Origin of the sequence: Mangrovimonas futianensis (assembly GCF_021245805.1) — a bacterium.
Lineage (GTDB): Bacteria > Bacteroidota > Bacteroidia > Flavobacteriales > Flavobacteriaceae > Mangrovimonas > Mangrovimonas futianensis.
In genome coordinates this window covers 377,482-391,545 of record NZ_JAJJNF010000002.1, presented here as the reverse complement: position 1 = coordinate 391,545, position 14,064 = coordinate 377,482, and the positions used below count along the sequence as shown (strand labels likewise).

Sequence of the window (14,064 nt, the reverse complement as noted above, 5' to 3'; positions counted from 1 at the left end):
AAGAGTTGGTTCTACATATATTTTTGAGCAATCTGCTGAAGTTTCATTCCCCAGCTTTGACCAATGACCATCCCTTTTTGAGATAATTTAGACTGGCTAGCTGATAGTTTTTTACCCAATTCTGTTTGGTAAAATTTATTTAATTCTACTATTTCTTCTTCTGAAAATTCATTCATGTAAACTTGAGCCAAATCTGTATACAATTGGTCCAAAGTTCCTTTGGCTTCCTTTAAATAATCAGGCTTTTTGTCCTCTGGCACCATATTTCCAATTTGGGTAATCACATCCTCAAACATTTGGGTTGCCCCCGTTGCTTTTATTAATTGAATGGTTTGTGATTTTAAAGAGGCGTCTTCTTGAGCTTGAAGTGAAATAGAGAATACAAGCGCCAATACAAAAAATAGGTTTTTCATAATTAAATATCAATTGATTAATAGGATTCAAGTAATGAGTAACAATATTACCAATTTTGTTACAATCACAGTCTTAATTGAGCAGAATGTTCCCTATTTTTGTGGAAAATTTATTCCATGGAATTTCACAAACTATCCATAAAAGATATTCAACGCGTTACTTCTAAATCAGTAGCCGTAAGTTTTCAAATACCTCAAGATTTAAAATCTGTATTTACCTTTCAAGCAGGCCAATACATTACACTTAAGGCTCAAGTAAACGGTGATGAAGTAAGAAGAGATTATTCTTTATGCTCTTCACCCAAAAGTGGTGAATTAATGGTTGCCATTAAAGAAGTAGAAGATGGCACCTTTTCAGCATTTGCCAACAACACCTTAAAAGTAGGGGATGTTATTGAAGTAGCTCCTCCAAGAGGACGCTTTATATTTACGCCTAATGATAAAATCACCAAAAATATTGCAGCATTTGCTGCAGGAAGTGGAATCACTCCTATCATGAGTATTATTAAATGTGCTTTAGAGGAAGAAGTTCACAGTAAAATGGTTTTGGTTTATGGTAATAAATCGACAGATGACACCATGTTCATGGATGAATTGCTTGATTTACAACACCAATTTAGTGAGCGATTAGCCATTCAATTGGTTTTTAGTCAATCTCCAGAAGATGATGCCATTTTTGGACGCATTGAGAAAAGCACTGTCAATTTGGTCATGAAAAACAAGTATAAGCACATCGATGTAGATGCTTACTATTTATGTGGACCTGAAGGCATGATCTTTACCGTAAAAGATGTCTTGATTGAAAATGGCGCTGATGAAGATCGCATTCATTACGAATTATTTAAAGCAGCCAATTCTGATGAAGTGAATGTAGATTCAGATATTGCCTCTGGAACTGGTAACACTCACGTAACGGTAACTGTTGATGATGAGGAAATTTCATTTGAAATGTCTCCTAAACAATCCATTTTGGAAGCGGCCTTAGACCATGATGTAGATGCACCATATTCTTGCCAAGGAGGTATTTGCAGTAGTTGTGTTGCTAGATTGAAAGAAGGAGAGGCTACCATGAGACAAAACAATGTTCTTACGGATAGCGAGATTGCGGAAGGTTTAATTTTAACCTGTCAAGCTCATCCCACTACTTCCAAAGTAGTCGTTGACTATGACGATATCTAAATTTAAAAGGGTATTATTGAGAGCTAGATAATAGCATTCACTTTATTGACTATTGTTTCTGGCGAGATTGTTCGTGCCGCCTCTTGATAATCTTTTGGATATTTGTTCCCGTAAATCGATGTTGGAATTTGCGGGAACATTTTTCTATTAGGCACTAGGGAATAATCTGAAGGTTGATTAAAAGGTGTAAATCCTGCATAGGGATGCGTTACTCCCCAAACTGTAATGACTTTAACACCTTTCATCGCTGCCAAATGACCATTTCCAGAATCCATGGAAATCATGACGTCCAAATTGGAAATCACATCCAGTTCCTCTTGAAACTGAAGCTTCCCTGCTAAATTTATAATGTTACTATGAGGGTTTTCTAACTTCTTTAATTGCTTAATTTCATCCTCTCCGCCACCAAACAAAAGCACTTTGTGTTGTTCAGCCAATTTGGAAATTACTTTTTCCATTAAATCCAAAGGATACATTTTGCCTTTATGAGCAGCAAACGGCGCAATTCCTACCCACTTCAAATGATCCTTTCCAAGTATAGAAAGTACCTTGTCGTTTAAAGTTTTTCTTTTAGGAAATTGAGGTTTTGACAAATTTAAAGGATATCCCAAGGTATCAAAAACATCGGCATATCTCTGCGCAGAAGTTTTTAATTGGGAAAAAAGCTTTCCCGAAACCAAGGCCTTCTTTTCTGCCCGTCCTTTATCAATGGCAGTCGACTTAAAGTCCAATAAGAAAAATCTTAAAATTTTAGATCTTAGTACGTTATGAAGGTCGGCAACGGCATCAATTTGATGTTTCCTAAGTTCTCTAGAAAGTTTAAACAAGCCCCATATTCCTTTATGGTTGCCCTTTAAATCAGCTTCAAAAACCGTAAGATTGGGAATTCCTTCAAACAAGGGTCTAAAAAATCCTCGAGTTAAGACGGTCAATCTCAGGTTGGGGTTTTCATTTACCAACTCTCTGATTACTGGCACTGAAATAGCTACATCACCCATAGCAGATAAACGAATTACCAGAATATGCTTGGGTTTACCCATATAAAAGGACTATTTATTGGCTGCTCTTAAAACTGGATTTAATTCATCATCGTTGTACATTTTCATTTGTTTATAAACTTTCATGTACTTGTCACCATTAGAAATATCATTCAATAAATCATCAATGGCGGTTGATAAATCTGTGCGTTGCTCCAAAAGCACATTTAATTTATTTTGACAGGCTTCCCTATGGGCCTCAGAAGCATCTTCCCTATTGGCCTCAACAGCCATGTGATATATTTTCAATGCCAAAATGGAGAGTCTGTCAATTGCCCATGCGGGACTTTCAGAATTAATCTTGGCATCCGATTTTACTTGTACATCTTTGTATTTATCCAGAAAATAACTATCAATAAACTCAACCGTATCCGTTCTATCTTGATTGGAAGCATCTATTTTACGCTTTAGCGTCAAAGCTGCTACCGGGTCAATATTCGGATCCCTAATGATATCCTCGTAAGCCCATTGAACCGTATCAATCCAACATTTCCTGTATAAAAGGTGACCCAATAAATCTGATTCTTTATCATACTTATTTTCAAATGGTTGATCTACAGTGTTTTTAACCTTATAGGTTTGAATAGCTTCTTGGAATATTTTATTAGCTTTATCTGAAATCATATCTTCTAAATTATAGATACAAATATACTTCTTATTATTAACTTTACTACAATCAACAACACGCCTTTGATATGCAAATTCACGATCTTTCAAAAACCAACTCACTTCTGAATAAATTTATTTCTGAATTACGAGATGTTTCCATCCAGAAGGATGCCATGAGATTCAGAAGAAATATTGAGCGTGTAGGAGAAATTCTAGGTTATGAATTAAGTAAAACACTAACCTATTCTAATCAAGAGGTAAGCACACCTTTAGGAACTTCAACAATTTCATTGCCCGATGAAGACTTGGTGCTTTGCTCTATTTTAAGGGCTGGTATTCCTTTGCACCAAGGCCTTTTAAACTATTTTGACAAAGCCGAAAATGCATTTATTTCTGCTTACAGACATCATAAAGACGACCCTAAATCATTTGAAATCATGGTAGAATATTTAGCTTGCCCAGATTTAGATGGTAAAACACTTGTTTTGGCTGATCCTATGCTGGCCACTGGACAGAGCATGGTAGCCACATTTGAAGCCTTAAAACCCTTTGGAACTCCCAAAAGCATCCATTTGGTAAGTGTCATTGGAGCCACGGAAGGCTTGAATTTCGTCTCAGAACATTTTAATCAAGATGTTCACCTCTGGATCGCTACCGTTGATCAAAAATTAAACGATAAAAGCTATATAGTTCCTGGTTTGGGAGATGCGGGTGATTTAGCCTTTGGACAAAAACTACAAAATTAATCCCACCACCGGAGTCAATAACAGAATCCAAACCAATACTTCCTGAAACCATTTTTCGTTAATGATTTCAAAATAATTAGTCAGAATAATAGATAAAGGCACAAATAAAAAAATGAATTCGGCACCTGTTTTATTTGGAGAAATAATAAGGATTAACACAGAAATAATCGTCGCAATCAAAATCAAAATAAATGAGGGTTTATAACTCTTGGATTTAGATTTTATATTCCTCACATAATAAAAAAGCGACCAAATAAAATAAGCTATAATAATGGTAGCAGAGGTAATAATCTGGGGTTTGTTTAAGGTTGAAAAATCTAAACTTATTTGATATGGCATGCTCCACAAGTATTCAGACAGATTGATTTGGAAAATAATCATAAATCCTGCTGCAATCATAGCTATTGTTAACATGCCTAGGACCGGAATAAACCAATCTTTAATATTTACGATTCTAAAGAGGAATAAAGCAGCAAAAATAAGAATGAAAAACAACCCAGACCAGAAATAAAACAAGGTGGCAACGCTTATCCATATAGCCGCATCAAAGAGCTTTTTCTTAACCTCCTTTTGAGTTCTTAAGCTCACTATCCTACGTAGGGCAAACATCACAAACAAATTGGCAAAAATCAAATTGGTATCCAGAAAGGTTTGTGGAATCATGGTCATAAAGAGGGTGAAAAACAACACCCTAAAACTATTTTTTTTGGTTAGTTTGTTCTTGCTAGTTACAAAGTCAAAAACAAAAACGGTCACCAAAACAACACCAAATATGCCGGCTTGTTTAAAAAACTCCAAAAAACCAAAAGGAATATTTGTTAAAAAAAGTTTAGAGATGACAAATGCCACAAGTAACACCAAGCTAATGATAACTAGGTGTATAGGTTTTGATTTACTAAAAAAATTGGCAATCATAAATCTCAGAGTATTTCCAAAACAACTATTGACTATCCTTAGCCAAGGAATAATTAAAAAACAATCCTTTTAAATTAATTTGAAAAAAATGTACTTTTGTCAGGTAAATATAAAACTATGAAAGATTTCTTTTACGCGATACAGGATTTATTTGTAAATGTTTTGTTTGCTCCATTAGATGCTCTTAGAGCATTAGAGCTTGAAAGTTGGGCTGCTGCAAACACTCTAAATTGGATTTTCATGATTGTTGGAGCAGTTGCTTTCACATACTGGATGCTACAACTTAAAAAATACAATGATAACAATGAGGAAGATAAATCAATTTCTTCCCATTCTTACCTATAAATCAAATCCGATATCCTTACGATAATACATCTTATCAAAATGTAGTTTTTCTATATTTTGATAAGATTTTTTTAGTGCCTCTTCGTAAGTATTTCCATAGCTAGTCATAGCCAGTACACGTCCGCCAGAAGTAACTACTTTACCATCTTTTAAAACTGCTCCGGCATGAAAAGGAATGGAACCTTCAATTTCATTCAGTCCTGTTATTTCTTTACCTTTTTCATAAGCTTCTGGATAACCTCCTGATACGGTCATTACTGTTGTTGCAGCACGCTCATCAATTTCAATATCAATAGCATCTAAAGTACCATTAGCCATAGCAACCAACACATCAACCAAATCATTTTTCAGTCTTGGCAAAACAACCTCCGTTTCTGGGTCCCCCATTCTCACGTTATATTCGATAACCTTTGGGTCTTCCCCTACCTTAATCAATCCAATAAATATAAACCCTTGGTAAGGAAGGTTGTCTTTTTGAAGTCCCTCTACGGTAGGCTTAACAATTTGATTCTCAATTTTGTTCAAAAACCCTTCTGTTGCAAATGGTACTGGAGAAACAGCACCCATTCCTCCTGTATTCAAGCCTGTATCACCCTCACCTATGCGTTTATAGTCTTTTGCTGTAGGCAAAATCTTGTAATTTTTCCCATCGGTAAGTACAAAACAACTTAATTCGATACCATCCAGGAATTCTTCGATAACCACTTTGGAACTGGCATCACCAAATTTGGCGTCAACCAACATGTTTTTCAATTCCGCTTTGGCTTCATCTAAATCGTTTAATATCAAAACCCCTTTTCCGGCTGCCAGTCCATCTGCTTTTAGAACATACGGAGGATTTAAGGTTTCTAAAAATTTGAAACCTTCTTCTACATTACTGGCATTGAAACTTTCATAGGCTGCAGTTGGAATCTCATGACGCATCATAAACTCTTTTGCAAACTCTTTACTGCCTTCAAGTTCTGCAGAAGCTTTTACCGGGCCAATAACAGGAATGTTTTTCAGGACTTCATCATTTAAAAAGAAATCATGAACCCCTTGAACCAAAGGATCTTCTGGTCCAACAACCACCATATCAATTTGCTCTCTTAAAACCAATTCTTTAATAGCTGGGAAATCGGTCACTCCAATATTCACATTTTCTGCTATGTTTGCCGTACCTGAATTTCCAGGTGCAACAAATAGTTTTTCACATTTTGGACTTTGAGCGATTTTCCAAGCAAAGGTATGTTCTCTACCTCCAGAACCAAGAATTAAAATAGTCATGATATTTGATGTTTGCTGCAAAAATAATTGCTTTTGGGCTTAAAAAATAATTATTTTACAAAAACATAAATCCATTCATCCTCTTGAATTTATTTGATCTTTCTTTGAAATTAAATGGCTTTCCATTGCGACAAGCCAAGATCAAATTAGACCAAATCCAAAAGTTGGAGGATGATGCTTTCGAATCATATCTTCAAAAGCAGAAAAAGGACATAGTTACCTACCATTTAGAACACAACCCTTTTTACAAACAACTATCTCAAAATGTAGATCCCAATCATTGGGAAAACCTTCCAGTTTTAACCAAGAAAAATTTACAACAGCCTTTGGAAAAAAGGCTTTCCAAGGGGTTTACTGCAAAAAATGTGTATGTAAATAAGACTTCAGGTTCTTCTGGCGATCCCTTCATTTTTGCAAAAGATAAATTTTGTCATGCCATGACTTGGGCGGTCATTCAAAATCGGTTTGGTTGGTATGGATTGGATTTTAATGTGTCAAAACAGGCTAGGTTTTATGGTATTCCTCTAGACAAAAAAGGGTATTACAAAGAACGATTTAAAGATTGGTTGAGCAATAGGTATCGATTTTCTGTTTTTGATTTAAGCGATAACTCTCTAAGATTATGCCTTGAGAGATTTAGAGAAACTCCATTTGATTACATCAATGGTTATACCTCTTCAATTTTACAATTTGCTAAATTCTTAAACAAAGAAGGCCTTATTCTTAAATCCATTTGCCCAAGTCTTAAAGCCTGTATGGTAACTTCAGAAATGCTGTTTGAGGAAGACAAACTGATAATGGAAGCTTCCTTTGGCATCCCAATAATTAATGAATATGGCGCCTCTGAACTTGATTTAATTGCATTTCAAAATCCTAACAATGAATGGCTTTTGAACAACGAAACCTTATTTGTGGAGATTTTGAATGATGAAAACAAACCAGCTAAACCAAACGAAGAAGGCAAAATAGTTATAACGTCTCTTTACAATAAAGCGCATCCCTTCATTAGGTATGAAATTGGAGATTTGGGCATTTTATCTGGAGAGAGTTCCTGTAAAAAGCCTATTTTGAAAAAGCTAATTGGACGAACCAATGATATGGTGGTTTTGCCGAGTGGAAAAAAAGCCGCTGGACTAACTTTCTATTATGTTACCAAAGCTGTCATTGAAAATGATGGGAATGTGAAGGAGTTTGTCGTTGACCAAATGAGTCCCAACACTTTCAAAATCAAATATGAAAGCACCAAAGATTTGAGCCAAGAGACCAAACAAAATATCGTATTTCAATTGGAAACCTATCTTGAAAAAGGTTTGAGTATTCAATTTGAGCGAAAAGAAAAAATTAAACGAACAAAATCAGGCAAACTCAAACAGTTTACCTCGCTAGTAAAATAACATATGAACATCACAATAGTTGCTGGTGCCCGGCCCAACTTTATGAAAATAGCTCCAATAATTGCCGCTATAGAGAAAAAACAAAAAGAGGGATTCAACCTTCAATATAGACTGGTACACACGGGCCAACATTATGATAAAAACCTGAGTGATACTTTTTTTGAGGAATTACATATTCCATATCCTGATATCAATCTAGAGGTTAAAAGCGGAACACAAGCTCAGCAAACAGCTGCCATTATGATTGGATTTGAAAATGAGCTTAAAAGGAATCCTTGTGATTTGGTATTAGTAGTAGGCGATGTTACCTCTACTATGGCATGTACAATTGTTGCAAAAAAAGAAGGAGTTAAAGTAGCTCATATTGAAGCCGGAATAAGGTCTGGAGATATGACTATGCCTGAAGAAATCAACAGAATTGTCACTGACAGTTTAACTGATTATTTTTTTACTACTTCAACCTATGCTAACCAAAACCTAAAAGATTCTGGAGTTCCTGACCAAGCGATTTATTTTGTTGGAAATGTCATGATTGACACTTTACTTAAAAATGAAAAAAGATTTTCAAAACCCGAAATTTGGCATACACTTGATTTAAAGGAAAAACAATATTTGGTGATGACCATGCATCGACCGAGTAATGTGGATGAAGAACATCAGCTAGAGAAGTTAATTACAACCATCGTTAAAAAAAGTGATCAAACCCCCATTATTTTTCCTGTTCATCCCAGAACTGAAAAAATGCTAAAAAACCTTAATCTGGATTTTGAAAAACTGCATTTAGTAGCCCCATTAGGGTATTTGGAATTTAATTATCTCGTAAAACATTCAAAAGGCGTGTTGACCGACTCGGGGGGCATCACCGAAGAAACCACCGTAATGAATGTTCCTTGCATCACTCTTCGTGAAAACACAGAAAGACCTGAAACTTGTGAATTAGGAACCAACATTTTAGTCGGGCATGATCTTTCCCAATTGGATTTAGCATTAGACGATTTGCTTTCCAATAAATGTAAGGAAGGATCTATCCCAGAGTTATGGGACGGAAAAGCTGCAGAACGAATTGTTAATCAAATAATTCAAATATATCTTTAAAACGTGAAGGAAATTTGCATTATAACAAACTATTTCCCTCCAGAAACAGGTGCGGCTTCCAACAGGATTTTTCAGCTTGCAGAAGGTCTTAAATCCAAAGGATTTGAAACGACTGTTATTTGTCCACTACCCAATTATCCAACCGGAAAAATATTCGCTGAATATAAAGGCAAATTAAGGCATTTAGAAGACATGAATGGAATAAAGGTATGTCGGCTTTGGATTTTTGCTAGCAATTCCAAAAATAAGCTCTTACGGCTTTTATCGATGCTTTCCTTTAGCTTAAGTTTGACTTGGTTTTTTATTTGGAATAAAATCCCGAAAACGGTCATTGTCCAATCACCACCCTTATTAGTGGCCTTTACAAGTATGTTCTTTTTAAAAAGTAAAAAAAGAAAATTAATCTTAAACGTAAGTGATTTATGGCCTTTGGCCGGATTGGAACTTAGAGCTTTTAAAAAAAATCTCAATTACCGCATCCTAGAAAGAATCGAAAAATATAATTACCAAAAGGCCCATTTGATCTTAGGGCAAAGCGAAGAAATTTTATGTCACATTAAAAAGATATGCCCTGAAAAAGAACTGTTCCTATATAGAAATTACCCAAATTTTAAATCACCTTATGTACCCGAGGCTATTACAGAAAAAGGAAGAAAAATCAAATTAGTATATGCTGGCCTGCTCGGAATAGCACAAGGCATTTTAAAATTGTGCTATAACCTAGATTACTCCAAAATTGAATTTCATGTGTATGGCTCTGGGGCGGAAGAAGATTTAATTAAATCATTCATTAAAGAAAACAATCATTTACCTATCTTTTTCCATGGATCCTTGTCCAGAGAAAAATTACATAAAGAACTTTTGGAATATGATTTGACCATCATTCCCCTACTGAATAGAATTTATGGGTCAGTACCTTCAAAAATATTTGAATACGCCAAACTTGGACTTCCTATGCTTTATTTTGGAGGTGGCGAAGGAGAAACTATTATAGAAAAAAATTCACTAGGCTGGGTTGTTGAGCCCGGTAATTATGAATTACTAAATGATATAATTAATAACATTCAACAGGATGAACTTACGTTAGTAACAAGAAAAAACATACAAATGAAGTCCGAAGCTGTTTTTGACTATGAAATGCAACTAAACGAATTAGCTGAAATTATCTAATACGCTTTTTCATCGCCTTTAACGGCGCTTATAAATGTTTTGAATATAATTTTAAGGTCCAAAAAAATAGACCAATTTTCGATATAAAAAATATCATATCTAACTCTACCAATAATGTCTTTGTCGGTTTCAACCTCACCCCTAAATCCACTTATTTGAGCTAACCCAGTAATACCTGGCTTTACGAAATGTCGCACCATGAACTTATCGATCTTTTTTGCATAAATGTTGGTATGGCTCACCATATGTGGTCTTGGGCCAACTACAGACATGTCTCCAAAAAGCACATTGAAAAATTGGGGCAACTCATCAATACTTGTTTTTCTTATGAATTTACCAACCTTAGTTACCCTATTATCTCCCCTTGTTGCCTGGTAAAGGTGTGCTTCATCGTTAGGAGTCATGGATCTAAATTTATAACAGTCAAACTCTGTATAATTAAATCCATTTCTTGACTGTTTAAAAAAGACTGGCCCTTTTGATTCCAATTTAATTAGAATTGCAACTATAGGTGTTAACCAAGAAAGAATAAAAACAATAACAAACGAAGCAAAAACTATATCAAAAGCCCGTTTTAAAAATTTGTTGACTGGCTCTTCAATTGGTATATCCCTTAAAGATAAGATAGGAATATAATCATAATAATCATACTTAAGTTTCTTTGAATAAATATCTTTATTATCTGGTAAAAACTTAAGGATTTTAAGGTTATTATCTGCAAAATCAATGACTCTCATCATCTGGGAATTAGATAATTCTGATATAGAACAATAAATTTCATCGATTCTTTCAGAATTCAAATATTTGAAACAACTATCTAGATTAAACGTTTCCCTATCCTTAACATTAAACGTTTTTTTATGTATGTATCCATATTCAGAGTGCTTGTTAAAAAAGTTCTCTAATGCCAAAGTTTGCTTATTCTTTCCAAGTATGACAGTATTTCTGTAATTTCCACCAAAGGCCAATCTATATCTTTGTAAAAGGTAGTAAACAGTGAACTTCAATAAGGCTATTAACAAAAATGTTGCCAGTACATATTTTATTATAACTATTGGCAAGAAATCAAAATAATTGTAGGCTCCAGAAAAAGCAAATAGAAGTAATGTAAACAAAAACATTTGCCTTACAATTAATGTAATAATGGTTACTTCCCTAGTATATCTATAAACTTCATAAAATCTGGAATAAGTAGAAAGTATAATCCAAGCACATGAAATAACGACTGAAAAAATTATAGGATTAAATTCCTTAAAAAAATAAAGCCAAGCCAAGCCATTAATAATAACTAAGTCTATTATATAGGATATAGGCCGTAAATAACCCGAATAGCGCCCTTGTTTAAAATTGCTCACTGTCTTTTTTAATAAAGCTTTATAAGTTAAGTCTATTTTTTAATCTTTCGAGCATAACTTTTCTTGGTTCGAAAGAAAACAGAAACCCATTATTAATCCCACTATCGTTTAAATAAATACCCACATCACCTTGAGTTCTATTTGGTTGTTTATCTTTCAAATAAAACTTTATTTCCTCTTCTTCAAGAAACAATTGATTATTTTTATTCTCGAATAATAAACTAACTATTTTTAAATTCTTACTGCTTTCAGAATCACTTAAAACCTGTAACTCAAAATTCTTTGGTTCATAGGGCAGGCAAAATTCAATAAATTGTGTTTCAGAGTCCCGTTTAGGTATTACCTTTTTTATTGATTCACTTTCGGAAAATTTCTGTGATAAATTATCCAAATAATATAATTTTACGGTTGCAAATTCATTTTCATTGATAAACTCCATCCTCAACCTAAAAGCAAAAGACCCATCATTACACTTCTTAACGCAAGAGGTCTGAACTAAAGCCAAAAAAATAATAAGAATTGTGATAAACTTTTTTAGTGAATTCATACTTTAAAACAAATATATTAATTCTTGAGACTCCGTTAACCCATAGCATAAAATTAAATGTATTTTTACAGAACTGTTTTAATTTGAATACATGAACATAGGAATAGATGCAAAATGGTATTTTAATGGACACCCCAGTGGCAAGGTGGTTGTAGAAAATTTAGTCAATAACATCCTTTTATTTGATAAAGAAAATCACTTCATAATTTTTTTAAATAAGCGGGACAAAGGCTTAGAATTCCCTAAAATAAATGAAAGAGTTACCATAGTTTATTTACCAACAATAACAAATGCATTAACAAATATTTTAATTCTACCTTTTTACACTAAAAAATATAAAGTTGAAGCCTGTTTATACCAAAATTATGCTGCGTTATGGGGTGCAAAAAGGCGTATTAATTATGTACACGATGCGCTTTGGTTCGATTATCCTACTTTTTTTTCGATTTGGGAAAGAATGTATTTTAATCCGATGAAATTTCTTTCTAGAAAAGCAGATAAAGTAATAACCATATCTCAATCTGAAAGAGAAAGAATGATTAAGCATGGTTTTGCAAAACCAAACAATATTTATGCTATACATCATGGTGTACAAGAGATCAAAAAAAATATTCCCGATTCGAATGAGCAATTAAACTCGAAGTATAAATTGCCTAAAAAGTATATCCTTTACCTGGGAAGATTGAATATCCGGAAAAATATTCAAACCTTATTGCGGGCAATGCCACTAATAAACGAAGAAGCTTATTTAGTAATTGTTGGCAAAAATGACCATAAGTCCCTTGATTTAAATAAACTGATGACCAATCTTAAAATTAGTCATCGGGTTATACAGACGGGATACGTACCAGAAGAAGATATTCCCTTTCTTTATAATCGAGCTACTCTATTTTGTTTTCCGTCCTTTGCAGAAGGGTTTGGATTGCCCCCACTGGAGGCAATGCAATATCATACACCCGTTGTAGTTTCAAATAATACTTCATTGCCTGAAGTATGTGGAGAGGCTGCAATTTACATAGATTGTAAAAGTCCAATGGATATAGCAGAAAAAATCAATAGGATTCTGGATAATGAAAATCTCCAAAGAGAATTAATTGAAAAAGGAAACAAACAAGTAAAGAAATTTAGCTGGGAAAAAACAGCGAAAAACGTACTAAAAATTCTTAAACAGCCTTAATTTTAATGGACCTTTCTATTATAATTGTAAATTACAACGGTGAAAAATATCTAGATGATTGTCTATCTTCAATTTTTATTCAATGTGAAGGGATTAATTTTGAAATAATTATTTGGGATAATGCCTCTTCTGATGATTCCAATAAACTAATAAAGGCAAATTATGGAAATCGAGTTACCCTAATCGAATCTAAAATGAACCTTGGATTTGCTGGTGGTAATAATGGCGCTTCAAAATTAGCCAAAGGAACCTTCTTATTACTCCTAAATAATGACACCATATTGATTGAGCCGATTAAACCTGCTTTAGATTTAATGAAAAGCGACGCAAAAATTGGAGCGTTAGGCATTAAAATGTTAAATGGTTACAAGCGATATACTAATTCTTGTGGATCATTACCTAAACCTTATCAACTTATATATTTCAAGTTATTTTCTTCAATAGGCGGTCCATTTCTTAACGGTGAATTTCAGGCTGAAAGACCAATTGAAGTTGGCTGGTTATCAGGCTCCTTTTTGATGACGCCCAAAGCGCTCTGGGATGATATAGATGGACTTGATGAATCCTATTTCATGTATGTAGAGGATGTGGACTATAGCAAAAAAGTAAAAGATAGAGGATATAAAAGAATCTTTATGCCTAACATAGAATATATCCATTTAATTGGGTTTCAAAGTGCAAAAAATAATTTATTGGTAAAGGGATATCGAATTTACATTGACAAACATTTTAAAGGCCTAAAAAAACTAATAGGACATGCATGCCTATCAATTAACGAGCAAGTTAAAAAGTTTAAAGGAAATTACGGTGACTAAT

15 protein-coding genes are annotated in these 14,064 nt (G+C 34.0%); 8 read left to right on the top strand and 7 right to left on the bottom strand.

The window, feature by feature from the left end; translation table 11 throughout:
* Positions 1–11 precede the first annotated feature (11 nt).
* Complete coding sequence (locus tag LOK78_RS04530; RefSeq protein ID WP_053970739.1) at positions 12–413, bottom strand: DUF2059 domain-containing protein; 402 nt, start codon at positions 411–413, stop codon at positions 12–14.
* Between the two features lie 117 nt (positions 414–530).
* Here LOK78_RS04530 and LOK78_RS04525 point away from each other — a divergent pair, with 117 nt between their 5' ends.
* The gene (locus LOK78_RS04525; RefSeq protein ID WP_166956739.1) at positions 531–1,592 is read left to right on the top strand and encodes a ferredoxin--NADP reductase; all 1,062 of its coding nucleotides are present in this window, start codon (positions 531–533) and stop codon (positions 1,590–1,592) included.
* A gap of 23 nt (positions 1,593–1,615) precedes the next feature.
* Here LOK78_RS04525 and LOK78_RS04520 read toward each other — a convergent pair whose 3' ends face one another.
* Positions 1,616–2,632, bottom strand: coding sequence for a glycosyltransferase family 9 protein (locus LOK78_RS04520; protein ID WP_232633958.1), 1,017 nt, complete (start codon positions 2,630–2,632; stop codon positions 1,616–1,618).
* Positions 2,633–2,641: 9 nt separating this feature from the next.
* Complete coding sequence (locus LOK78_RS04515) at positions 2,642–3,253, bottom strand: DUF4254 domain-containing protein (RefSeq protein WP_053970742.1); 612 nt, start codon at positions 3,251–3,253, stop codon at positions 2,642–2,644.
* 71 nt (positions 3,254–3,324) lie between these two features.
* Between LOK78_RS04515 and upp the strand changes: the two genes are divergently transcribed.
* Positions 3,325–3,984: a uracil phosphoribosyltransferase gene (upp, locus tag LOK78_RS04510; RefSeq protein WP_232633953.1), complete on the top strand. Its 660-nt coding sequence runs from the start codon at positions 3,325–3,327 to the stop codon at positions 3,982–3,984.
* Here upp and LOK78_RS04505 read toward each other — a convergent pair.
* Positions 3,973–4,899, bottom strand: a complete 927-nt coding sequence (locus LOK78_RS04505) for a DUF6427 family protein (RefSeq protein WP_232393629.1) — start codon at positions 4,897–4,899, stop codon at positions 3,973–3,975. The two genes, upp and LOK78_RS04505, sit on opposite strands and share 12 nt — an antisense overlap.
* Before the next feature lie 117 nt (positions 4,900–5,016).
* On the opposite strand from LOK78_RS04505, the gene LOK78_RS04500 reads away from it, so the two are divergent.
* Positions 5,017–5,244: a DUF6341 family protein gene (locus tag LOK78_RS04500; RefSeq protein ID WP_053970745.1), complete on the top strand. Its 228-nt coding sequence runs from the start codon at positions 5,017–5,019 to the stop codon at positions 5,242–5,244.
* Here LOK78_RS04500 and purD read toward each other — a convergent pair.
* Positions 5,239–6,510, bottom strand: a complete 1,272-nt coding sequence (purD, locus tag LOK78_RS04495; RefSeq protein ID WP_232633951.1) for a phosphoribosylamine--glycine ligase — start codon at positions 6,508–6,510, stop codon at positions 5,239–5,241. The genes LOK78_RS04500 and purD overlap by 6 nt on opposite strands.
* Before the next feature lie 83 nt (positions 6,511–6,593).
* Between purD and LOK78_RS04490 the strand changes: the two genes are divergently transcribed.
* Genes LOK78_RS04490 through LOK78_RS04480 form a run of 3 tightly spaced genes read left to right on the top strand, consistent with a single transcriptional unit; the run spans position 6,594 to position 10,169 of the window.
* A complete protein-coding gene (locus LOK78_RS04490) occupies positions 6,594–7,904 on the top strand; it encodes a phenylacetate--CoA ligase family protein (RefSeq protein ID WP_232633945.1) in 1,311 nt (436 codons plus the stop codon).
* Positions 7,905–7,907: 3 nt separating this feature from the next.
* Positions 7,908–8,999, top strand: coding sequence for a non-hydrolyzing UDP-N-acetylglucosamine 2-epimerase (gene wecB, locus LOK78_RS04485; RefSeq protein WP_232633943.1), 1,092 nt, complete (start codon positions 7,908–7,910; stop codon positions 8,997–8,999).
* A gap of 3 nt (positions 9,000–9,002) precedes the next feature.
* Positions 9,003–10,169: a glycosyltransferase family 4 protein gene (locus LOK78_RS04480; RefSeq protein WP_232633942.1), complete on the top strand. Its 1,167-nt coding sequence runs from the start codon at positions 9,003–9,005 to the stop codon at positions 10,167–10,169.
* Here the strand turns inward: LOK78_RS04480 and LOK78_RS04475 are convergent.
* Complete coding sequence (locus tag LOK78_RS04475; protein WP_232393634.1) at positions 10,166–11,524, bottom strand: undecaprenyl-phosphate glucose phosphotransferase; 1,359 nt, start codon at positions 11,522–11,524, stop codon at positions 10,166–10,168. The genes LOK78_RS04480 and LOK78_RS04475 overlap by 4 nt on opposite strands.
* A 19-nt stretch (positions 11,525–11,543) precedes the next feature.
* Positions 11,544–11,915: a hypothetical protein gene (locus LOK78_RS04470; RefSeq protein WP_232633940.1), complete on the bottom strand. Its 372-nt coding sequence runs from the start codon at positions 11,913–11,915 to the stop codon at positions 11,544–11,546.
* A gap of 247 nt (positions 11,916–12,162) precedes the next feature.
* Between LOK78_RS04470 and LOK78_RS04465 the strand changes: the two genes are divergently transcribed.
* On the top strand, positions 12,163–13,248 hold the full coding sequence (locus tag LOK78_RS04465; protein ID WP_232393636.1) for a glycosyltransferase family 4 protein: 1,086 nt from the start codon (positions 12,163–12,165) through the stop codon (positions 13,246–13,248).
* A gap of 5 nt (positions 13,249–13,253) precedes the next feature.
* Entirely contained in the window at positions 13,254–14,063 is an 810-nt protein-coding gene (locus LOK78_RS04460; RefSeq protein ID WP_232633938.1) for a glycosyltransferase family 2 protein, read from the top strand.
* Position 14,064 lies beyond the last annotated feature (1 nt).

What these genes read in the sequence shown, in the direction of transcription:
- purD (WP_232633951.1), bottom strand. Translation starts at nt 6,510, where the DNA reads ATGACTATTTTAATTCTTGGTTCTGGAGGTAGAGAACATACCTTTGCT.
- LOK78_RS04530 (WP_053970739.1), bottom strand. Translation starts at nt 413, where the DNA reads ATGAAAAACCTATTTTTTGTATTGGCGCTTGTATTCTCTATTTCACTT.
- LOK78_RS04515 (WP_053970742.1), bottom strand. Translation starts at nt 3,253, where the DNA reads ATGATTTCAGATAAAGCTAATAAAATATTCCAAGAAGCTATTCAAACC.
- LOK78_RS04505 (WP_232393629.1), bottom strand. Translation starts at nt 4,899, where the DNA reads ATGATTGCCAATTTTTTTAGTAAATCAAAACCTATACACCTAGTTATC.
- LOK78_RS04465 (WP_232393636.1), top strand. Translation starts at nt 12,163, where the DNA reads ATGAACATAGGAATAGATGCAAAATGGTATTTTAATGGACACCCCAGT.
- LOK78_RS04460 (WP_232633938.1), top strand. Translation starts at nt 13,254, where the DNA reads ATGGACCTTTCTATTATAATTGTAAATTACAACGGTGAAAAATATCTA.
- wecB (WP_232633943.1), top strand. Translation starts at nt 7,908, where the DNA reads ATGAACATCACAATAGTTGCTGGTGCCCGGCCCAACTTTATGAAAATA.
- LOK78_RS04520 (WP_232633958.1), bottom strand. Translation starts at nt 2,632, where the DNA reads ATGGGTAAACCCAAGCATATTCTGGTAATTCGTTTATCTGCTATGGGT.
- upp (WP_232633953.1), top strand. Translation starts at nt 3,325, where the DNA reads ATGCAAATTCACGATCTTTCAAAAACCAACTCACTTCTGAATAAATTT.
- LOK78_RS04500 (WP_053970745.1), top strand. Translation starts at nt 5,017, where the DNA reads ATGAAAGATTTCTTTTACGCGATACAGGATTTATTTGTAAATGTTTTG.
- LOK78_RS04525 (WP_166956739.1), top strand. Translation starts at nt 531, where the DNA reads ATGGAATTTCACAAACTATCCATAAAAGATATTCAACGCGTTACTTCT.